This is a genomic window from Streptomyces sp. enrichment culture (genome assembly GCF_964273255.1).
GTDB lineage: Bacteria > Actinomycetota > Actinomycetes > Streptomycetales > Streptomycetaceae > Streptomyces.
On record NZ_OZ186835.1, the window covers coordinates 2,183,672 to 2,197,872 of the forward strand.

The 14,201-nt window shown below is 69.9% G+C and carries 13 protein-coding genes; 1 reads left to right on the forward strand and 12 read right to left on the reverse strand.

Annotated elements, in window-relative coordinates:
- Positions 1–74 precede the first annotated feature (74 nt).
- Complete coding sequence (locus ACSU53_RS09260; protein WP_437026322.1) at positions 75–1,904, forward strand: glycosyl hydrolase family 18 protein; 1,830 nt, start codon at positions 75–77, stop codon at positions 1,902–1,904.
- Positions 1,905–2,396: 492 nt separating this feature from the next.
- Here the strand turns inward: ACSU53_RS09260 and ACSU53_RS09265 are convergent, their stop codons facing one another.
- The 12 genes from ACSU53_RS09265 to glyA all read right to left on the reverse strand — a co-directional run bounded on the left by ACSU53_RS09265 (position 2,397) and on the right by glyA (position 14,031).
- Positions 2,397–2,843, reverse strand: a complete 447-nt coding sequence (locus tag ACSU53_RS09265; protein ID WP_362091826.1) for a DUF2550 domain-containing protein — start codon at positions 2,841–2,843, stop codon at positions 2,397–2,399.
- A gap of 128 nt (positions 2,844–2,971) precedes the next feature.
- Positions 2,972–3,349 (reverse strand): F0F1 ATP synthase subunit epsilon, encoded by a 378-nt coding sequence (locus ACSU53_RS09270; RefSeq protein WP_437026324.1) that lies wholly within the window; start codon positions 3,347–3,349, stop codon positions 2,972–2,974.
- 130 nt (positions 3,350–3,479) lie between these two features.
- Positions 3,480–4,916 (reverse strand): F0F1 ATP synthase subunit beta, encoded by a 1,437-nt coding sequence (gene atpD / locus ACSU53_RS09275; protein ID WP_437026326.1) that lies wholly within the window; start codon positions 4,914–4,916, stop codon positions 3,480–3,482.
- Positions 4,916–5,833, reverse strand: coding sequence for a F0F1 ATP synthase subunit gamma (locus ACSU53_RS09280; RefSeq protein ID WP_437026328.1), 918 nt, complete (start codon positions 5,831–5,833; stop codon positions 4,916–4,918). The genes atpD and ACSU53_RS09280 overlap by 1 nt, the downstream gene beginning before the upstream one ends.
- A 21-nt stretch (positions 5,834–5,854) precedes the next feature.
- Positions 5,855–7,447, reverse strand: coding sequence for a F0F1 ATP synthase subunit alpha (gene atpA, locus ACSU53_RS09285; RefSeq protein ID WP_432054249.1), 1,593 nt, complete (start codon positions 7,445–7,447; stop codon positions 5,855–5,857).
- Between the two features lie 134 nt (positions 7,448–7,581).
- Positions 7,582–8,397 (reverse strand): F0F1 ATP synthase subunit delta, encoded by an 816-nt coding sequence (locus ACSU53_RS09290; RefSeq protein WP_437026330.1) that lies wholly within the window; start codon positions 8,395–8,397, stop codon positions 7,582–7,584.
- A complete protein-coding gene (locus tag ACSU53_RS09295) occupies positions 8,394–8,939 on the reverse strand; it encodes a F0F1 ATP synthase subunit B (RefSeq protein WP_362091809.1) in 546 nt (181 codons plus the stop codon). Before ACSU53_RS09295 ends, ACSU53_RS09290 begins: the two co-directional genes overlap by 4 nt.
- Before the next feature lie 44 nt (positions 8,940–8,983).
- Positions 8,984–9,214, reverse strand: a complete 231-nt coding sequence (atpE, locus tag ACSU53_RS09300; RefSeq protein WP_164442808.1) for an ATP synthase F0 subunit C — start codon at positions 9,212–9,214, stop codon at positions 8,984–8,986.
- A 73-nt stretch (positions 9,215–9,287) separates the two neighbouring features.
- Positions 9,288–10,109 carry a F0F1 ATP synthase subunit A gene (gene atpB / locus ACSU53_RS09305; RefSeq protein ID WP_164442807.1) on the reverse strand — a complete coding sequence of 274 codons (822 nt, stop codon included), beginning with the start codon at positions 10,107–10,109 and terminating at the stop codon, positions 9,288–9,290.
- 225 nt (positions 10,110–10,334) lie between these two features.
- Positions 10,335–10,775, reverse strand: coding sequence for a hypothetical protein (locus tag ACSU53_RS09310; protein ID WP_437026333.1), 441 nt, complete (start codon positions 10,773–10,775; stop codon positions 10,335–10,337).
- Positions 10,776–11,272: 497 nt separating this feature from the next.
- Positions 11,273–12,655, reverse strand: coding sequence for an MraY family glycosyltransferase (locus tag ACSU53_RS09315; protein WP_437026335.1), 1,383 nt, complete (start codon positions 12,653–12,655; stop codon positions 11,273–11,275).
- A gap of 137 nt (positions 12,656–12,792) precedes the next feature.
- Positions 12,793–14,031 carry a serine hydroxymethyltransferase gene (gene glyA, locus ACSU53_RS09320; RefSeq protein ID WP_437026337.1) on the reverse strand — a complete coding sequence of 413 codons (1,239 nt, stop codon included), beginning with the start codon at positions 14,029–14,031 and terminating at the stop codon, positions 12,793–12,795.
- Positions 14,032–14,201: the final 170 nt, after the last annotated feature.

Below are 14,201 nucleotides of genomic sequence, written 5' to 3' on the forward strand. Positions count from 1 at the left end.
CTTTCTATTCTCGCGGCACCGTGGGCGTGATGGCTCAGTCACGTCCCCTCCACAACCTCACAAGGAGGCGCAGCATGCGCTTCAGACACAGAGCCGCGGCAGGATTCGCGACCCTGCTGCTCCCCCTGTCGGGCCTGGTCGCCCTCGCACCGCCCGCCCAGGCCGCCACCTCCGCCACCGCCACCTACGCCAAGACCCAGGACTGGGGCTCCGGCTTCGAGGGCAAGTGGACGGTGAAGAACACCGGCACCACCACCATCAACGCCTGGACCATCGAGTGGGACTTCCCGGTCGGCACCAAGGTGACCTCGGCCTGGGACGCCACCGTCACCAACTCCGGTGACCACTGGACCGCCAAGAACCTCGGCTGGAACGGCACCCTCGCCCCCGGGGCGTCCGTCTCCTTCGGCTTCAACGGCAGCGGCACCGGCTCCCCCTCCGGCTGCAAGCTCAACGGCGGCAGCTGCGACGGCGGCGGCAGCGTCCCCGACGACGAGGCACCCTCCGCGCCCGGCACCCCCACCGCCTCCAACATCACCGACACCTCGGTGAAGCTGTCGTGGGCGGCGGCGACCGACGACAAGGGCGTCAAGAACTACGACGTGCTCCGCGACGGCGCCAAGGTCGCCACGGTCACCGGCACCACCTACACGGACACCGGGCTCAGCAAGGGCACCGACTACTCCTACTCCGTGCAGGCCCGCGACACCGCCGACCAGACCGGCCCGGTCAGCGGCGCGGTGAAGGTCCGCACCACCGGCAACACCGAGGAACCGCCGCCGCCCCCCGGCGACAAGATCAACCTCGGCTACTTCACCGAGTGGGGCGTCTACGGCCGCAACTACCACGTCAAGGACCTCGTGACGTCCGGCTCGGCCGCCAAGATCACCCACATCAACTACTCCTTCGGCAACGTGGTGAACGGCCAGTGCAAGCTGGACGACGCCTACGCCGCCACCGACAAGGCCTACACCGCCGACCAGTCCGTCAGCGGCCAGGCCGACGCCTGGGACCAGCCGCTGCGCGGCAACTTCAACCAGCTGCGCCAGCTGAAGGCCAAGTACCCGCACATCAAGGTGCTGTACTCCTTCGGCGGCTGGACCTACTCCGGCGGCTTCGGCCAGGCCGCACAGAACCCGGCCGCGTTCGCCAAGTCCTGCAAGCAGGTCGTGGAGGACCCGCGCTGGGCCGACGTCTTCGACGGCATCGACATCGACTGGGAGTACCCCAACGCCTGCGGCCTGACCTGTGACACCAGCGGCCCTGCGGCCTTCAAGAACCTCTCGCAGGCCCTGCGCGCCGAGTTCGGCGACGACTACCTGGTCACCGCCGCCATCACCGCGGACGGCTCCGACGGCGGCAAGATCGACGCCGCCGACTACGGCGGCGCCGCGCAGTACCTCGACTGGTACAACGTGATGACGTACGACTACTTCGGCGCCTGGGACAAGACCGGCCCGACCAACCCGCACTCGCCGCTGACCTCGTTCGAGGGCATCCCGAAGGAGGGCTTCAACTCGGCCGCCGCGATCGCCAAGCTCAAGGCGAAGGGCGTCCCGGCGAAGAAGCTGCTGCTCGGCATCGGCTTCTACGGCCGCGGCTGGACCGGCGTCACCCAGTCCGCCCCCGGCGGCACCGCGACGGGCGCGGCGCCCGGCACCTACGAGGCGGGCATCGAGGACTACAAGGTCCTGAAGAACACCTGCCCCGTGACCGGCACCTTCGCCGGCACCGCGTACGCCCACTGCGGCAACAACTGGTGGTCCTACGACACCCCCGCCACCATCAAGAGCAAGATGGCCTGGGCCAAGAACCAGGGCCTGGGCGGCGCGTTCTTCTGGGAGTTCAGCGGTGACACCGCGAACGGCGAACTCGTGAGCGCCATCGACAGCGGCCTGAAGTAACAACGACCGCAACGCCCCGGCCTCAGGGCCACGGGCACAGGACCGCCCCCGGACGACCGCGTCCGGGGGCGGTTCCCGTACGCCGGCCGGAGCCGTGCCGCGCCCCGCTCCGGCACCACCCCCGCCCCGTCGCCGGCAGCGGACGCCGCACCCGGCCGGCGCCACGACGTCCTCGCCCGGTTCGACTCCGCCAGGGGGCCGCTCGCGGGCACGGCAGGGGGGCTTGCGGCTCCGGGGCGGCAGCCTCGGGACCGCTTGCCGCGGAAGGGACGAGATCGTTGTGGGCGCCGGTCACCCTCGGTGAGAGCTCTGCACGCTCGGAACGCGGCGGATGCGCACCGTCGTCGGACCTTCCCGAGCCGACGGGGCATCGCCGCCGGGGGCACCCCCACCCAGCGGCTCCCCGAACGCCGCCCTACGCGACGTTCACCCTCCCCCAACGGCTCCGCCGCCGGGGGGGGACCCCCACCCAGAGGGGCCCTGAACGCCGCTCTAGGCGACGTTCACCCTCTGTCCCGGCGGAGCCGCTTCCAGCCAGGCGAGGAAGCCGGTCAGCGCGTCCTCGCTCATCGCGAGTTCCAGGAGCGTGCCGCGGTGCCGGCAGGCGAGGATCACCGCGTCCGAGAGCAGCGCCAGCTCCTCCTCGCCCTCCGGGACGCGGCGGCCGGCCACCTCGATGGCGGAGCGTTCCAGGACCCGGCGCGGGCGGGGCGCGTAGGAGAAGACGCGGAACCACTCCACCCGGTCACCGTTGTAGCGGGCCACGCCGTAGGCCCAGCCCTTGCCGCCGGAGTCACCGGCCTCGGGCGCGTCCCAGCGCAGGCTGCAGTCGAACGTCCCGCCGGAGCGCTGGATGAGGCGGCGGCGCAGCCCGAACACGAACAGGCCCGCCACCACGAGTACCACCACGATTCCGCACACAGTCAGAGCGAGGACCATCGACACCGACCTCCTCGTCTCCTAGGTAACGGAACGGAAAAATCATCCAGATCTGCCTCAGCCGCGGCCGGCTCCGGATTGCTCCGGTGCCGGCCGCGGCTGAGTCACGTCATCGCACAGCGCTGGATTCAGCGGGCCGCCGACGCCGTCCGCAGGCGGACGTTCGCGCGGCGCTCGGCCACGGCATCGTCCTCCGCCTTCGCGCGGGCCAGTTCCTGCTCCGCGCTCTGGACGTCGATCTCGCCCGCCAGTTCGGCGAACTCCGCCAGCAGCGACAGCTTGTTGTCCGCGAAGGAGACGAAACCGCCGTGCACGGCGGCGACGACCGTCTCCCCCTCGCCGGTGCGGATGGTCACGGGGCCCGATTCCAGCACACCGAGCAGCGGCTGGTGACCGGCCATGACGCCGATGTCGCCGGACGTGGTGCGCGCGACGACCAGAGTGGCCGTGCCGGACCAGACCTCTCGGTCGGCCGCGACCAGCGCGACGTGCAGCTCAGCTGCCAAGGTGGCTCCTCGGGTCACCACCCGGCGGTCGTGCCGGGTGTCGATTACAAGTCTAAGGGGCGTGAAGGAGGGGGCGGGACGGACCCGCCCCCTCAGGGGTGGGCCCGGGGGCCCACCCACGGCGCGGGGGTCAGGAGACGCCCAGCTCCTTCGCGTTCTTCTTCAGGTCCTCGATGCCACCGCACATGAAGAACGCCTGCTCCGGGAAGTGGTCGTACTCGCCGTCGCAGATCGCGTTGAACGCGGCGATCGACTCGTCCAGCGGCACGTCCGAACCGTCCACGCCGGTGAACTGCTTGGCGACGTGGGTGTTCTGGGACAGGAAGCGCTCCACGCGACGGGCACGGTGGACGACGAGCTTGTCCTCCTCGCCGAGCTCGTCGATACCGAGGATCGCGATGATGTCCTGCAGGTCCTTGTACTTCTGCAGGATGTTCTTCACGCGCATGGCCGCGTCGTAGTGGTCCTGCGCGATGTAGCGCGGGTCCAGGATCCGGGACGTCGAGTCCAGCGGGTCCACGGCCGGGTAGATGCCCTTCTCCGAGATCGGACGGGAGAGCACCGTCGTCGCGTCGAGGTGGGCGAAGGTGGTGGCCGGGGCCGGGTCGGTCAGGTCGTCCGCGGGGACGTAGATCGCCTGCATCGAGGTGATCGAGTGACCACGGGTCGAGGTGATGCGCTCCTGGAGGAGACCCATCTCGTCGGCCAGGTTCGGCTGGTAGCCCACCGCGGAGGGCATGCGGCCGAGCAGGGTCGACACCTCGGAACCCGCCTGGGTGAAGCGGAAGATGTTGTCGATGAAGAACAGCACGTCCTGCTTCTGGACGTCGCGGAAGTACTCGGCCATGGTCAGGCCGGCCAGCGCGACGCGCAGACGCGTCCCCGGCGGCTCGTCCATCTGGCCGAAGACCAGCGCGGTCTTGTCGATGACGCCCGACTCGCTCATCTCGTCGATGAGGTCGTTGCCCTCACGGGTGCGCTCACCGACACCGGCGAACACCGACACACCGTCGTGGTTGTTGGCGACGCGGTAGATCATCTCCTGGATGAGCACCGTCTTGCCGACGCCGGCACCGCCGAACAGACCGATCTTTCCACCCTTGACGTACGGGGTGAGGAGGTCGATGACCTTGACGCCGGTCTCGAACATCTCGGTCTTCGACTCGAGCTCGTCGAAGCTGGGCGCCTTGCGGTGGATCGGCCAGCGCTCGCCCTCGTACTGCTCGTCGACGTTCAGCACCTCACCGAGGGTGTTGAACACCTTGCCCTTGGTGAAGTCGCCGACCGGGACGGAGATGGCGGAGCCGGTGTCCGTCACCGGGGCCTGGCGGACCAGGCCGTCGGTGGGCTGCATGGAGATGGTGCGGACCAGGCCGTCACCCAGGTGCTGGGCGACCTCCAGGGTCAGCGTCTTCAGCTCGCCCGCGTTGGCCGGGTCGGCGACCTCGACGTGGAGGGCGTTGTAGATGTCCGGCATCGAGTCGACGGGGAACTCCACGTCGACGACCGGGCCGATGACCCGGGCGACGCGGCCCGTAGCCGTCGCGGTCTCAACAGTGGTGGTCATTACTTGTCACTCCCCGCGGTCGCGTCGGCCAGTGCACTGGCGCCACCGACGATCTCGCTGATTTCCTGGGTGATTTCGGCCTGGCGGGCCGCGTTGGCAAGCCGGGAGAGCGTGTTGATCAGCTCGCCCGCGTTGTCGGTGGCCGACTTCATCGCGCGCCGCGTGGCGGCGTGCTTCGAAGCGGCCGACTGGAGCAGCGCGTTGTAGACACGGCTCTCCACGTAGCGCGGCAGCAGGGCGTCGAGGACATCCTCCGCCGAGGGCTCGAAGTCGTACAGCGGAAGGATCTCGTCCTTCGTCGCCGACTCCTCGGCGACCTCTTCGAGACGCAGCGGCAGCAGCCGGGCGCCGACCGCCGTCTGCGTCATCATCGACACGAACTCGGTGTAGACGATGTGGAGCTCGTCCACGCCGCCGTCCGCCGCGTCCTTCTCGATGGCCTCGATCAGCGGGGCCGCGACCTTCTTGGCGTCCGCGTACGAGGGGTCGTCGGTGAAGCCGCTGAACGACTCCGTGACCTTGCGCTCACGGAAGTTGTAGTGCGCGAGACCACGACGGCCGACGATGTACGTGTCGACCTGCTTGCCCTCGCGCTCCAGGCGCTCGGTCAGCTGCTCCGCGGCCTTGATGGCGTTGGCGTTGAAGGCGCCGGCCAGGCCGCGGTCGCTCGTGAGGAGCAGGACCGCGGCGCGGGCCGGGTTCTCCGCCTCGGTGGTCAGCGGGTGCTTGGCGTCGGAACCGGTGCCGACCGCCGTGACCGCGCGGGTGAGTTCCTCCGCGTACGGCGAGGAGGCCCGCACCTTGCGCTGCGCCTTGACGACTCGCGAGGCGGCGATCATCTCCATCGCCTTGGTGATCTTCTTGGTCGCGGTGACGGATCGGATGCGACGCTTGTAGACCCGGAGCTGAGCTCCCATGAGTCAGGTCCCTTCCTTACGTCACTTGGCGGCAGCGGCCGGGGCGTCCTCGCCGAGCAGCTTGCCGTCGCTCGTCTCGAACTGCTTCTTGAAGTCCGCGATCGCGTCGGCCACGGCCTGCAGGGTGTCGTCGGACATCTTGCCGCCCTCGCGGATGGAGGTCATGAGGCCCTGCTCCTTGCGGTGCAGGTACTCCAGCAGCTCCTTCTCGAAGCGGCGGATGTCGGCGACCGGCACCTCGTCCATCTTGCCGGTGGTGCCGGCCCAGACGGAGACGACCTGGTCCTCGGTGGCCATCGGCTGGTACTGGTCCTGCTTCAGCAGCTCGACCATGCGCTGACCGCGCTCCAGCTGCGCCTTCGACGCGGCGTCCAGGTCCGAACCGAAGGCGGCGAACGCCTCCAGCTCACGGAACTGGGCCAGGTCCACGCGCAGACGGCCGGAGACCTGCTTCATCGCCTTGTGCTGGGCGGAACCACCGACTCGGGAGACGGAGATACCGACGTTCAGCGCGGGCCGCTGACCGGCGTTGAACAGGTCCGACTCCAGGAAGCACTGGCCGTCGGTGATGGAGATGACGTTGGTCGGGATGAACGCCGACACGTCGTTGGCCTTGGTCTCGACGATCGGCAGACCCGTCATCGAACCGGCACCCATGTCGTCGGACAGCTTCGCGCAGCGCTCCAGCAGACGGGAGTGCAGGTAGAAGACGTCGCCCGGGTAGGCCTCGCGCCCCGGCGGGCGGCGGAGCAGCAGGGACACGGCACGGTAGGCGTCGGCCTGCTTCGACAGGTCGTCGAAGATGATCAGGACGTGCTTGCCCTCGTACATCCACTGCTGGCCGATGGCCGAGCCGGTGTAGGGGGCGAGGTACTTGAAGCCGGCCGGGTCGGACGCCGGGGCGGCGACGATGGTCGTGTACTCCAGCGCGCCGTTCTCCTCCAGCGCGCGGCGGACCGACGCGATGGTCGAGCCCTTCTGGCCGATGGCGACGTAGATGCAGCGGACCTGCTTGTTCACGTCGCCGGAGCGCCAGTTGTCGCGCTGGTTGATGATCGTGTCCACGGCGAGGGCGGTCTTGCCCGTGCCGCGGTCGCCGATGATCAGCTGACGCTGACCGCGGCCGATCGGGGTCATGGCGTCGACGGCCTTGTAGCCGGTCTCCATCGGCTCGTGCACCGACTTGCGCTGCATGACCGTGGGGGCCTGCAGTTCGAGGGCGCGGCGGCCCTCCGTCTCGATCTCGCCGAGGCCGTCGATCGGGTTGCCGAGCGGGTCGACCACACGGCCCAGGTAGCCCTCGCCCACGGCGACGGACAGGACCTCGCCGGTACGGGTGACCGGCTGTCCCTCCTCGATACCGCTGAACTCACCGAGGACGATGGCACCGATCTCGCGCTCCTCGAGGTTGAGGGCGAGGCCGAGGGTGCCGTCCTCGAACTTCAGCAGTTCGTTGGCCATGGCCGACGGAAGACCCTCGACCTTTGCGATGCCGTCGCCGGCAAGGGTGACCGTACCGACCTCCTCGCGCGAGGCCGCGTCCGGCTTGTACGACTGGACGAAATTCTCCAGCGCGTCCCGGATCTCCTCCGGCCGGATCGTGAGCTCCGCCATCTGAGTTCCCTGCTCTCCTTGTTGGGCCCGAAGTTTCACTTGGGGGTATTCCACGAGTCGGGACTCCCCCCAATGAGAGGTGAATCCTCTGCACGGCCCAACCCGGGCCGTAGTCATGCTTATGGAGTTTGCTGCTAGCTCGCCATGCGCCGGGCGGCGTCCTCCAGCCGGTCCGCGAGCGAGCCGTTGATGATCTCGTCGCCGACGCGCACCCGGATCCCGCCCAGGACCTCGGGGTCCACGTCGAGGTTGAGGTGCATCTCACGGCCGTAGAGCTTCGCCAGCGCGGCACCGAGACGCCGCTTCTGGGTGTCGCTCAGCGGGACCGCCGAGGTGACGACGGCGACCGCGCGGTCGCGGCGCTCCGCGGCGAGCTTGGTCAGGGACTCGAGTCCCGCTTCCAGGCTACGTCCGCGCGGCGCGGTGACAAGGCGCGTCACCAGACGCTCGGTCGTGGCTCCGGCCCGGCCGCGGAGCAGGCTGCGCACCAGCTCGCCCTTGGCCGCGTCGCTCGCGGCGCGGTTGGTCAGCGCGGCCCGCAGCTGCGTGTCGGACGAGACGATCCGGCCGAAGCGGAACAGCTCGTCCTCGACGTCGTCGAGCACGCCCGCCCGCTGGGCGGCGGTGAAGTCGGCCGTGTTGGCCAGCTCCTCCAGCGCGTCCACCAGGTCGCGCGACTGCGACCAGCGGGAGCGCACCGTGCCGGCCACCAGGTCGGCGGCCGGGCCGCCGATCTGACCGCCGAGGACCCGACCCACCAGGTCGGCCTTGGCGTCGCCGGCCTGCGCCGGGTCGGTGAGGACCCGGCGCAAGCTGACCTCGCGGTCGAGCAGCGCGGTGACGGCGGCCAGCTCGTCGGCGAGCTGCGCCGCGTCCACGGACGTGGAGTCCGTCAGCGCGTCGAGCCGCTCACGTGCGGCGGCCAGTGCCTCGCGGCTCGCTCCGTTCATCGTGCTGCCTCGGCCTTCTCCTCGAGCTGGTCGAGGAAGCGGTCGATCACACGGCTCTGCCGGGCGTGGTCCTCGAGGGACTCACCGACGAGCTTGCCCGCCAGTTCGGTGGCGAGCCGGCCGATGTCCTGGCGCAGGGCCGCGGACGCGGCCTTGCGGTCGGCCTCGACCTGGGTGTGACCGGCGGCGATGATCTCCTCACGCTGCCGCTGGCCCTCCGCGCGCATCTCGGCGATGAGCGTGGCGCCCTGCTCCTGTGCCTCCTGGCGCAGGCGCGCGGCCTCGTGCCGGGCCTCGGCGAGCTGGGCCTTGTACTGCTCCAGCACGCTCTGGGCCTCGGTCTGAGCGGCCTCGGCCTTCTCGATCCCGCCCTCGATCGCCTCGCGGCGCTCCTCCAGAACCTTGTTGATGTTCGGGAGGAGCTTCTTGGCGAGGAAGCCGAAGACGATGACGAAGGCGAGCAGGCCGATGACGAGCTCGGGAATCGGCGGGACGAGGGGGTTCTGAGGCTCCTCGGCCGCGATATGAAGCAGTGCGTTCATATCAAAGTGCCTTTCGTCTAGAGGGGCGGTCGTGAATCAGATGATCACGTGCCGTAGACGAACGGCATGACCAGGCCGATCAGGGCGAGCGCCTCACAGAAGGCGAAGCCGAGGATCTGGTTGGCGCGGATCAGGCCGGCGGCCTCGGGCTGGCGGGCGATGGCTTCGGTGCCCTTGCCGAAGATGATGCCGACGCCGATGCCGGGGCCGAAGGCGGCGATGCCGTAACCGACGGAAGCGATCGAGCCGGAGACGGCAGCGAGGGTCTGGGACATGCCAGTTCTTCCTTTTCTTCACGGGCCGGTGGGGGTGCGCCACCGGACGACTGGGGGTGTGGAGCGGGGCGGCTCAGTGCTGCTCGGCGAGCGCGCCCTGGATGTAGGTGCAGGCCAGCAGGACGAAGACGTAGGCCTGCAGGGCCTGGATGAAGAGCTCGAAGGCGGTCATCACGAGCACCATCACGAACGAGACGCCGGCGTAGGCGATCCCGATGCCGTTCAGCAGGTACCAACTGGCGATGGTGAACAGCACGATCAGAATGTGACCCGCGAACATGTTCGCGAAGAGTCGCACGGCGTGCGTGAAGGGGCGCACGAGCAGGTTCGAGAAGGCCTCGATCAGCATGACGACCGGGAGCGCGGCGCCGAGCGACTTGTCGTAACCGGTGAAGTTCTTCAGGGCGCCGACGAAGCCGTGCTTCTTGAAGGTCAACGAGACCCAGACCGCGTAGACGACCAGGGCGAGCGCCGCCGGGTAGGCGATGATCGACGTCACCGGGAACTGGGCGAGCGGGATGATCGACCAGAGGTTCATCATCCACACGAAGAAGAACAGGGCGACGATGAACGGGACGTACTTCTCGCCCTCGCGCTTGCCCATGGTCTCGTAGACGACGCCCCGGCGGACGAAGTCGTATCCCGCCTCGGCGACCATCTGCAGCTTGCCGGGAACGACCCTGGGCCGGCGGAAGGCCGCCCAGAAGAAGGCGATCACGACGAGTGAGCCGATCAGCGCCAGCAACATCACTTTGTTGAAGTACAGGTTGCTGTCGCCGTCGCCCCAGAGGGGCTCGAAGACGAACGAGTGCAGCCCGGGAGACGGGAAGCCACAGCCGTCGAAGATGTGGCAGTCGGTCTCGAAGGCGAGCACCTGCGTCGGGTCAGCACTCACCGCGGGCTCCTTCGGCGTGGCGCATGGATTGGGCAACCTCGTGGTGTCGGCGCGGCACGAGGCCGCGGATCGGCACGGGACTGGTGTAACGAATGTGGGGGCGGCCGGGGGGCATCACGCCTCGCGATACGGCAGGCGTCATCTCGGATGCCCGCGCCCGCGATGCCGCAGTTGGCACCGGACGATAGCAGGGTCCCGCATGCGCCTTTATCGCGGCCCTACGCCTCACGACGAACGCCCCGGAGTTTCCTTCTTCTGCTCACTCACCGTCGAATCCGGTTCCACGTAGAGGAACTTGGCCTTCATGTGCGCCCGGGCCTGCGCGGCGACCCAGGTGAGGGTGCAGACGAGCAGGGAGAGGGCGAAGACCTTCGGATGGAACAGCGTCGTGTCCTTGAACAGTGCGATGAAGATGAACATCAGCAGGATCTGCGCCAGGTACATCATCAGTCCCATGGCCTGGAACAGATGGGGCAGCGACTTGGCGGTCCACTGCATGACGTACAGCCCCACTCCCATGAGGAGGATCACGAGCAGCGTCCCGACACCTCCCCCGATCGCGCCCTTGCCGCCCTCGACGGCGGCGCCGATCGCGACTGCGACCGCACCGACGGCAGCGGTGGGCACGGCAGCCTTGATCAGGATCCGGACGTCGATTGACGGCATGGCGGCAACTCCGCTTTCAGATGGCAAGGGGGTGTCGTCACGGACGAGCGTAGTCCCCCGGACCGGATGGAAATTCCTCGCACCGAGCGGGCCGTCGCACTGCGGCCCGGCGGCTCTGCCCGGGGACTCGTGAACGGTATCACAAACTATTTGATGCAGTCTTTACCCGACGAGCGTGCTCGGTGTCACACGGATGGGTGAACCCGCATGTCAGGACCGGGGTTCGGGACGACATGCCTGATATTGGGGCGATTCGCACCCTCAAGGAGGGCCCAACGGAGCCCCAACGATCTGCCACGAGTTGGCAATGTTCTAGGGGGATTCTTACCTTGCCCACCGACCGGGCCGCCGGTGTTCCCCCGCTCACACCCGCGGGCCCGCCGGACTCGGCGGATGCCAGAGCCGAGCCGCTCGCTCAGCGCCCTGCGGTGACGCCGTGCGCCCCGCTCACCGCGCCCGTGGGCGCCGACCGGCCGCGGTCCCGCCGTGCGTCCCGCTCACCGCGCCGTGGGCGCCGAGCGGGCGTCCGCCTCGGCCGGGGCCCGGCGGTCGCCGCCCAGGCGTGCGCGGTGGCCCACGGCGGTCGCCCCGTTGACCCCGGCGACACCGGCCGCGACGGGCGTCCGCTCCTCCGCCGCCGCCCCCGCGGCCTGCGCCGCGCCGTCGCGCACCTCGGGCGCCCGGGCACCCGCCGCCGCTCCGCCGGCCCCGCGCCGCCGCCGGTAGCGCGGCGGGACGAAGGCCTCCAGCCAGCGCGGGGTGCGCGGCGTGAAGCGCGGCAGCAGGAGCAGGACCAGGCCGATGGCACTGAGCAGCACCACGCCCAGGACGATCCACATGGACGCCGAGTTGACGGAGTAGGCGAGCGCGCCGAAGGCGATCAGCGCCGACCAGAAGTACATGATCAGCACCGCCCGGCTGTGCGAGTGGCCGATCTCCAGCAGCCGGTGGTGCAGGTGCCCCCGGTCCGCTGCGAACGGCGACTGGCCGCGCCAGGTGCGCCGCACGATCGCCAGGATCAGGTCGGCCATGGGCACCGCGATGATCGTCAGCGGCATCAGCAGCGGGATGAAGACGGGAAGCATCGCATGGGTCGTCTCCCGGTCGCCGCCCAGGTTGACGTTGAGCGCCTCGACGTCCAGCTGCCCCGTGACGGACACCGCGCTCGCCGCGAGCACCAGCCCGATCAGCATCGAACCGGAGTCCCCCATGAAGATCCGCGCGGGATGCATGTTGTGGGGCAGGAAGCCGAGGCACATCCCGATGAGCACGGCGGAGAACAGCGTGGCCGGCGCGGCCGCCTCGGCACCGTAGCCGTACCAGAGCCGGTAGCTGTAGAGGAAGAACGCCGTGGCCGCGATGCACACCATGCCGGCCGCGAGGCCGTCGAGTCCGTCGACGAAGTTGACCGCGTTGATGGTGATGACCACCAGGGCGACGGTGATCAGGTTCCCCTGCCAGGGTGTGACGGCCACCGTGCCGATGCCCGGGATCGGCAGCCACAGGATCGTCAGCCCCTGAAGGATCATGACGCCCGCGGCGATCATCTGGGCGCCCAGCTTCAGCAGGGCGTCGATCTCGAACTTGTCGTCGAGCACCCCGAGCAGCCAGATGAGGGCGGCGCCCGACAGCAGGGCCCGTGGTTCGTTGGACTTCTCGAAGACCTCGTTGAGGTTCGTCAGATGGCCGGCGACCAGCAGGCCCGCGCACAGTCCGAGGAACATCGCGATGCCCCCGAGCCGCGGCGTCGGCTCCCGGTGCACGTCCCGCGCCCTGATCTCCGGCATCGCACCGGCCACGATCGCGAACTTGCGGACCGGACCGGTCAGCAGGTACGTCACCGCGGCCGTGATGCAGAGCGTCAGCAGGTATTCACGCACGGGCTTCCCCACAGGTCTCGCTGGCCATCACAGCCCCACACCCTAGCGAGGCACGCATATGGGTGGGGACTTCCGGGTAGCGACGATGGTTGCACGGACGACTGTGCATCCTGTCCGCCTACCCGGCGGCCCGGCGCTCAGTGCGGGTACGGCGGGAACGCGGCGGCCAGTTCCCGTACGTCCTCCCGAGCCCGCGCCGCCTCCGTCCCGCCGCGCAGCACGCTCGCCAGCAGTCCGGCCACGAAGGTCATCTCCCGCGTCCCCATGCCCTGGGTGGTGACCGCGGCCGTGCCCAGGCGCAGTCCGCGGGCGTCGGCGTGCGGCAGCGCGCAGCACTCCAGCACCAGCCCGGCCGCCTCCAGCCGGCCGCGGGCCGTGCGGCCGTCGACGCCGAGCGGGGACGGGTCGGCGGTGATCAGGTGGGTGTCCGTGCCGCCGGTGGTGACGACCAGTCCCTCGGCTGCCAGGGCGGCGGCCAGCGCCCGGGCGTTGGCGACGGTCTGGTGGGCGTACACCGTGTAGGCGGGGGTGGCCGCCTCGCCGAACGCGACGGCCTTCGCGGCGACGGTGTGCATCTGGGCGCCGCCCTGGGTGAAGGGGAACACCGCCCGGTCCACGCGCTCGGCCAGCTCGGCGCGGCACAGCAGCATCCCGCCGCGCGGACCGCGCAGCACCTTGTGAGTGGTGGCGCAGACGATGTCCGCGTACGGCACCGGGTTCGGCGCCGCTCCCCCGGCGACCAGGCCGATGGGGTGGGCGGCGTCGGCGATGAGGTGGGCGCCCACCTCGTCGGCGACCTCGCGGAAGAAGCCGTGATCGATGTGGCGCGGGTAGGCGATGGAACCGCACACGATCGCCTTGGGCCGGTGGGCGAGGGCGAGGGCGCGGACCTGCTCGTGGTCGACGAGGCCGCTCTCCGCGTCCACCCCGTAGCCGACGAAGCGGAACCAGCGGCCGGAGAAGTTGCCGGGCGCCCCGTGGGTGAGGTGACCGCCGTGGGGCAGCCCGAGGGCGAGGACGGTGTCGCCGGGGCGCAGCAGGGCGGCGTAGGCCGCGAGGACGGCGGAGGAGCCGGAGTGCGCCTGGACGTTGGCGTGCTCGGCGCCGAACAGCGCCTTGGCGCGCTCCACGGCGAGACGCTCGGCGGCGTCGGCGTAGGCGCAGCCTCCGTGGTGCCGGGCCCCCGGGTAGCCCTCGGCGTACTTGTTGGCCAGGGCGGAGCCGAGCGCGGCCAGCACGGCCGGGGACGTGAAGTTCTCGGCGGCGCTCAGCTGGAGCGTCGTCCGCTGCCGCTCGCGCTCACCGCGCAGGATGTCGGCGAGTTCGGGGTCCTGCCGGCGCAGGACATCGGCTTCGAGGGCAGGGCTGACCGTCATGGTGGGGCTCCCGGACGTCGACGCTGACGTAGCACCAATGTAGGCCGGGGCCTCGGGAAACGCGCGGCTGCGGAACCGGTGGGGGCCGGACGGGTCACGGCAGCCGGCGCGGCCCCTGCCCGGAACGCCCTTGCCCCGGGGCCCGGCCGCTCCGGATCTGCCCGCCCCGT

Coding starts and splice junctions, on each gene's coding strand:
- ACSU53_RS09260 (WP_437026322.1), top strand. CDS start 75: ATGCGCTTCAGACACAGAGCCGCGGCAGGATTCGCGACCCTGCTGCTC.
- ACSU53_RS09265 (WP_362091826.1), bottom strand. CDS start 2,843: ATGGTCCTCGCTCTGACTGTGTGCGGAATCGTGGTGGTACTCGTGGTG.
- atpD (WP_437026326.1), bottom strand. CDS start 4,916: ATGACCACCACTGTTGAGACCGCGACGGCTACGGGCCGCGTCGCCCGG.
- ACSU53_RS09280 (WP_437026328.1), bottom strand. CDS start 5,833: ATGGGAGCTCAGCTCCGGGTCTACAAGCGTCGCATCCGATCCGTCACC.
- atpA (WP_432054249.1), bottom strand. CDS start 7,447: ATGGCGGAGCTCACGATCCGGCCGGAGGAGATCCGGGACGCGCTGGAG.
- ACSU53_RS09290 (WP_437026330.1), bottom strand. CDS start 8,397: ATGAACGGAGCGAGCCGCGAGGCACTGGCCGCCGCACGTGAGCGGCTC.
- ACSU53_RS09295 (WP_362091809.1), bottom strand. CDS start 8,939: ATGAACGCACTGCTTCATATCGCGGCCGAGGAGCCTCAGAACCCCCTC.
- atpE (WP_164442808.1), bottom strand. CDS start 9,214: ATGTCCCAGACCCTCGCTGCCGTCTCCGGCTCGATCGCTTCCGTCGGT.
- ACSU53_RS09310 (WP_437026333.1), bottom strand. CDS start 10,775: ATGCCGTCAATCGACGTCCGGATCCTGATCAAGGCTGCCGTGCCCACC.
- glyA (WP_437026337.1), bottom strand. CDS start 14,031: ATGACGGTCAGCCCTGCCCTCGAAGCCGATGTCCTGCGCCGGCAGGAC.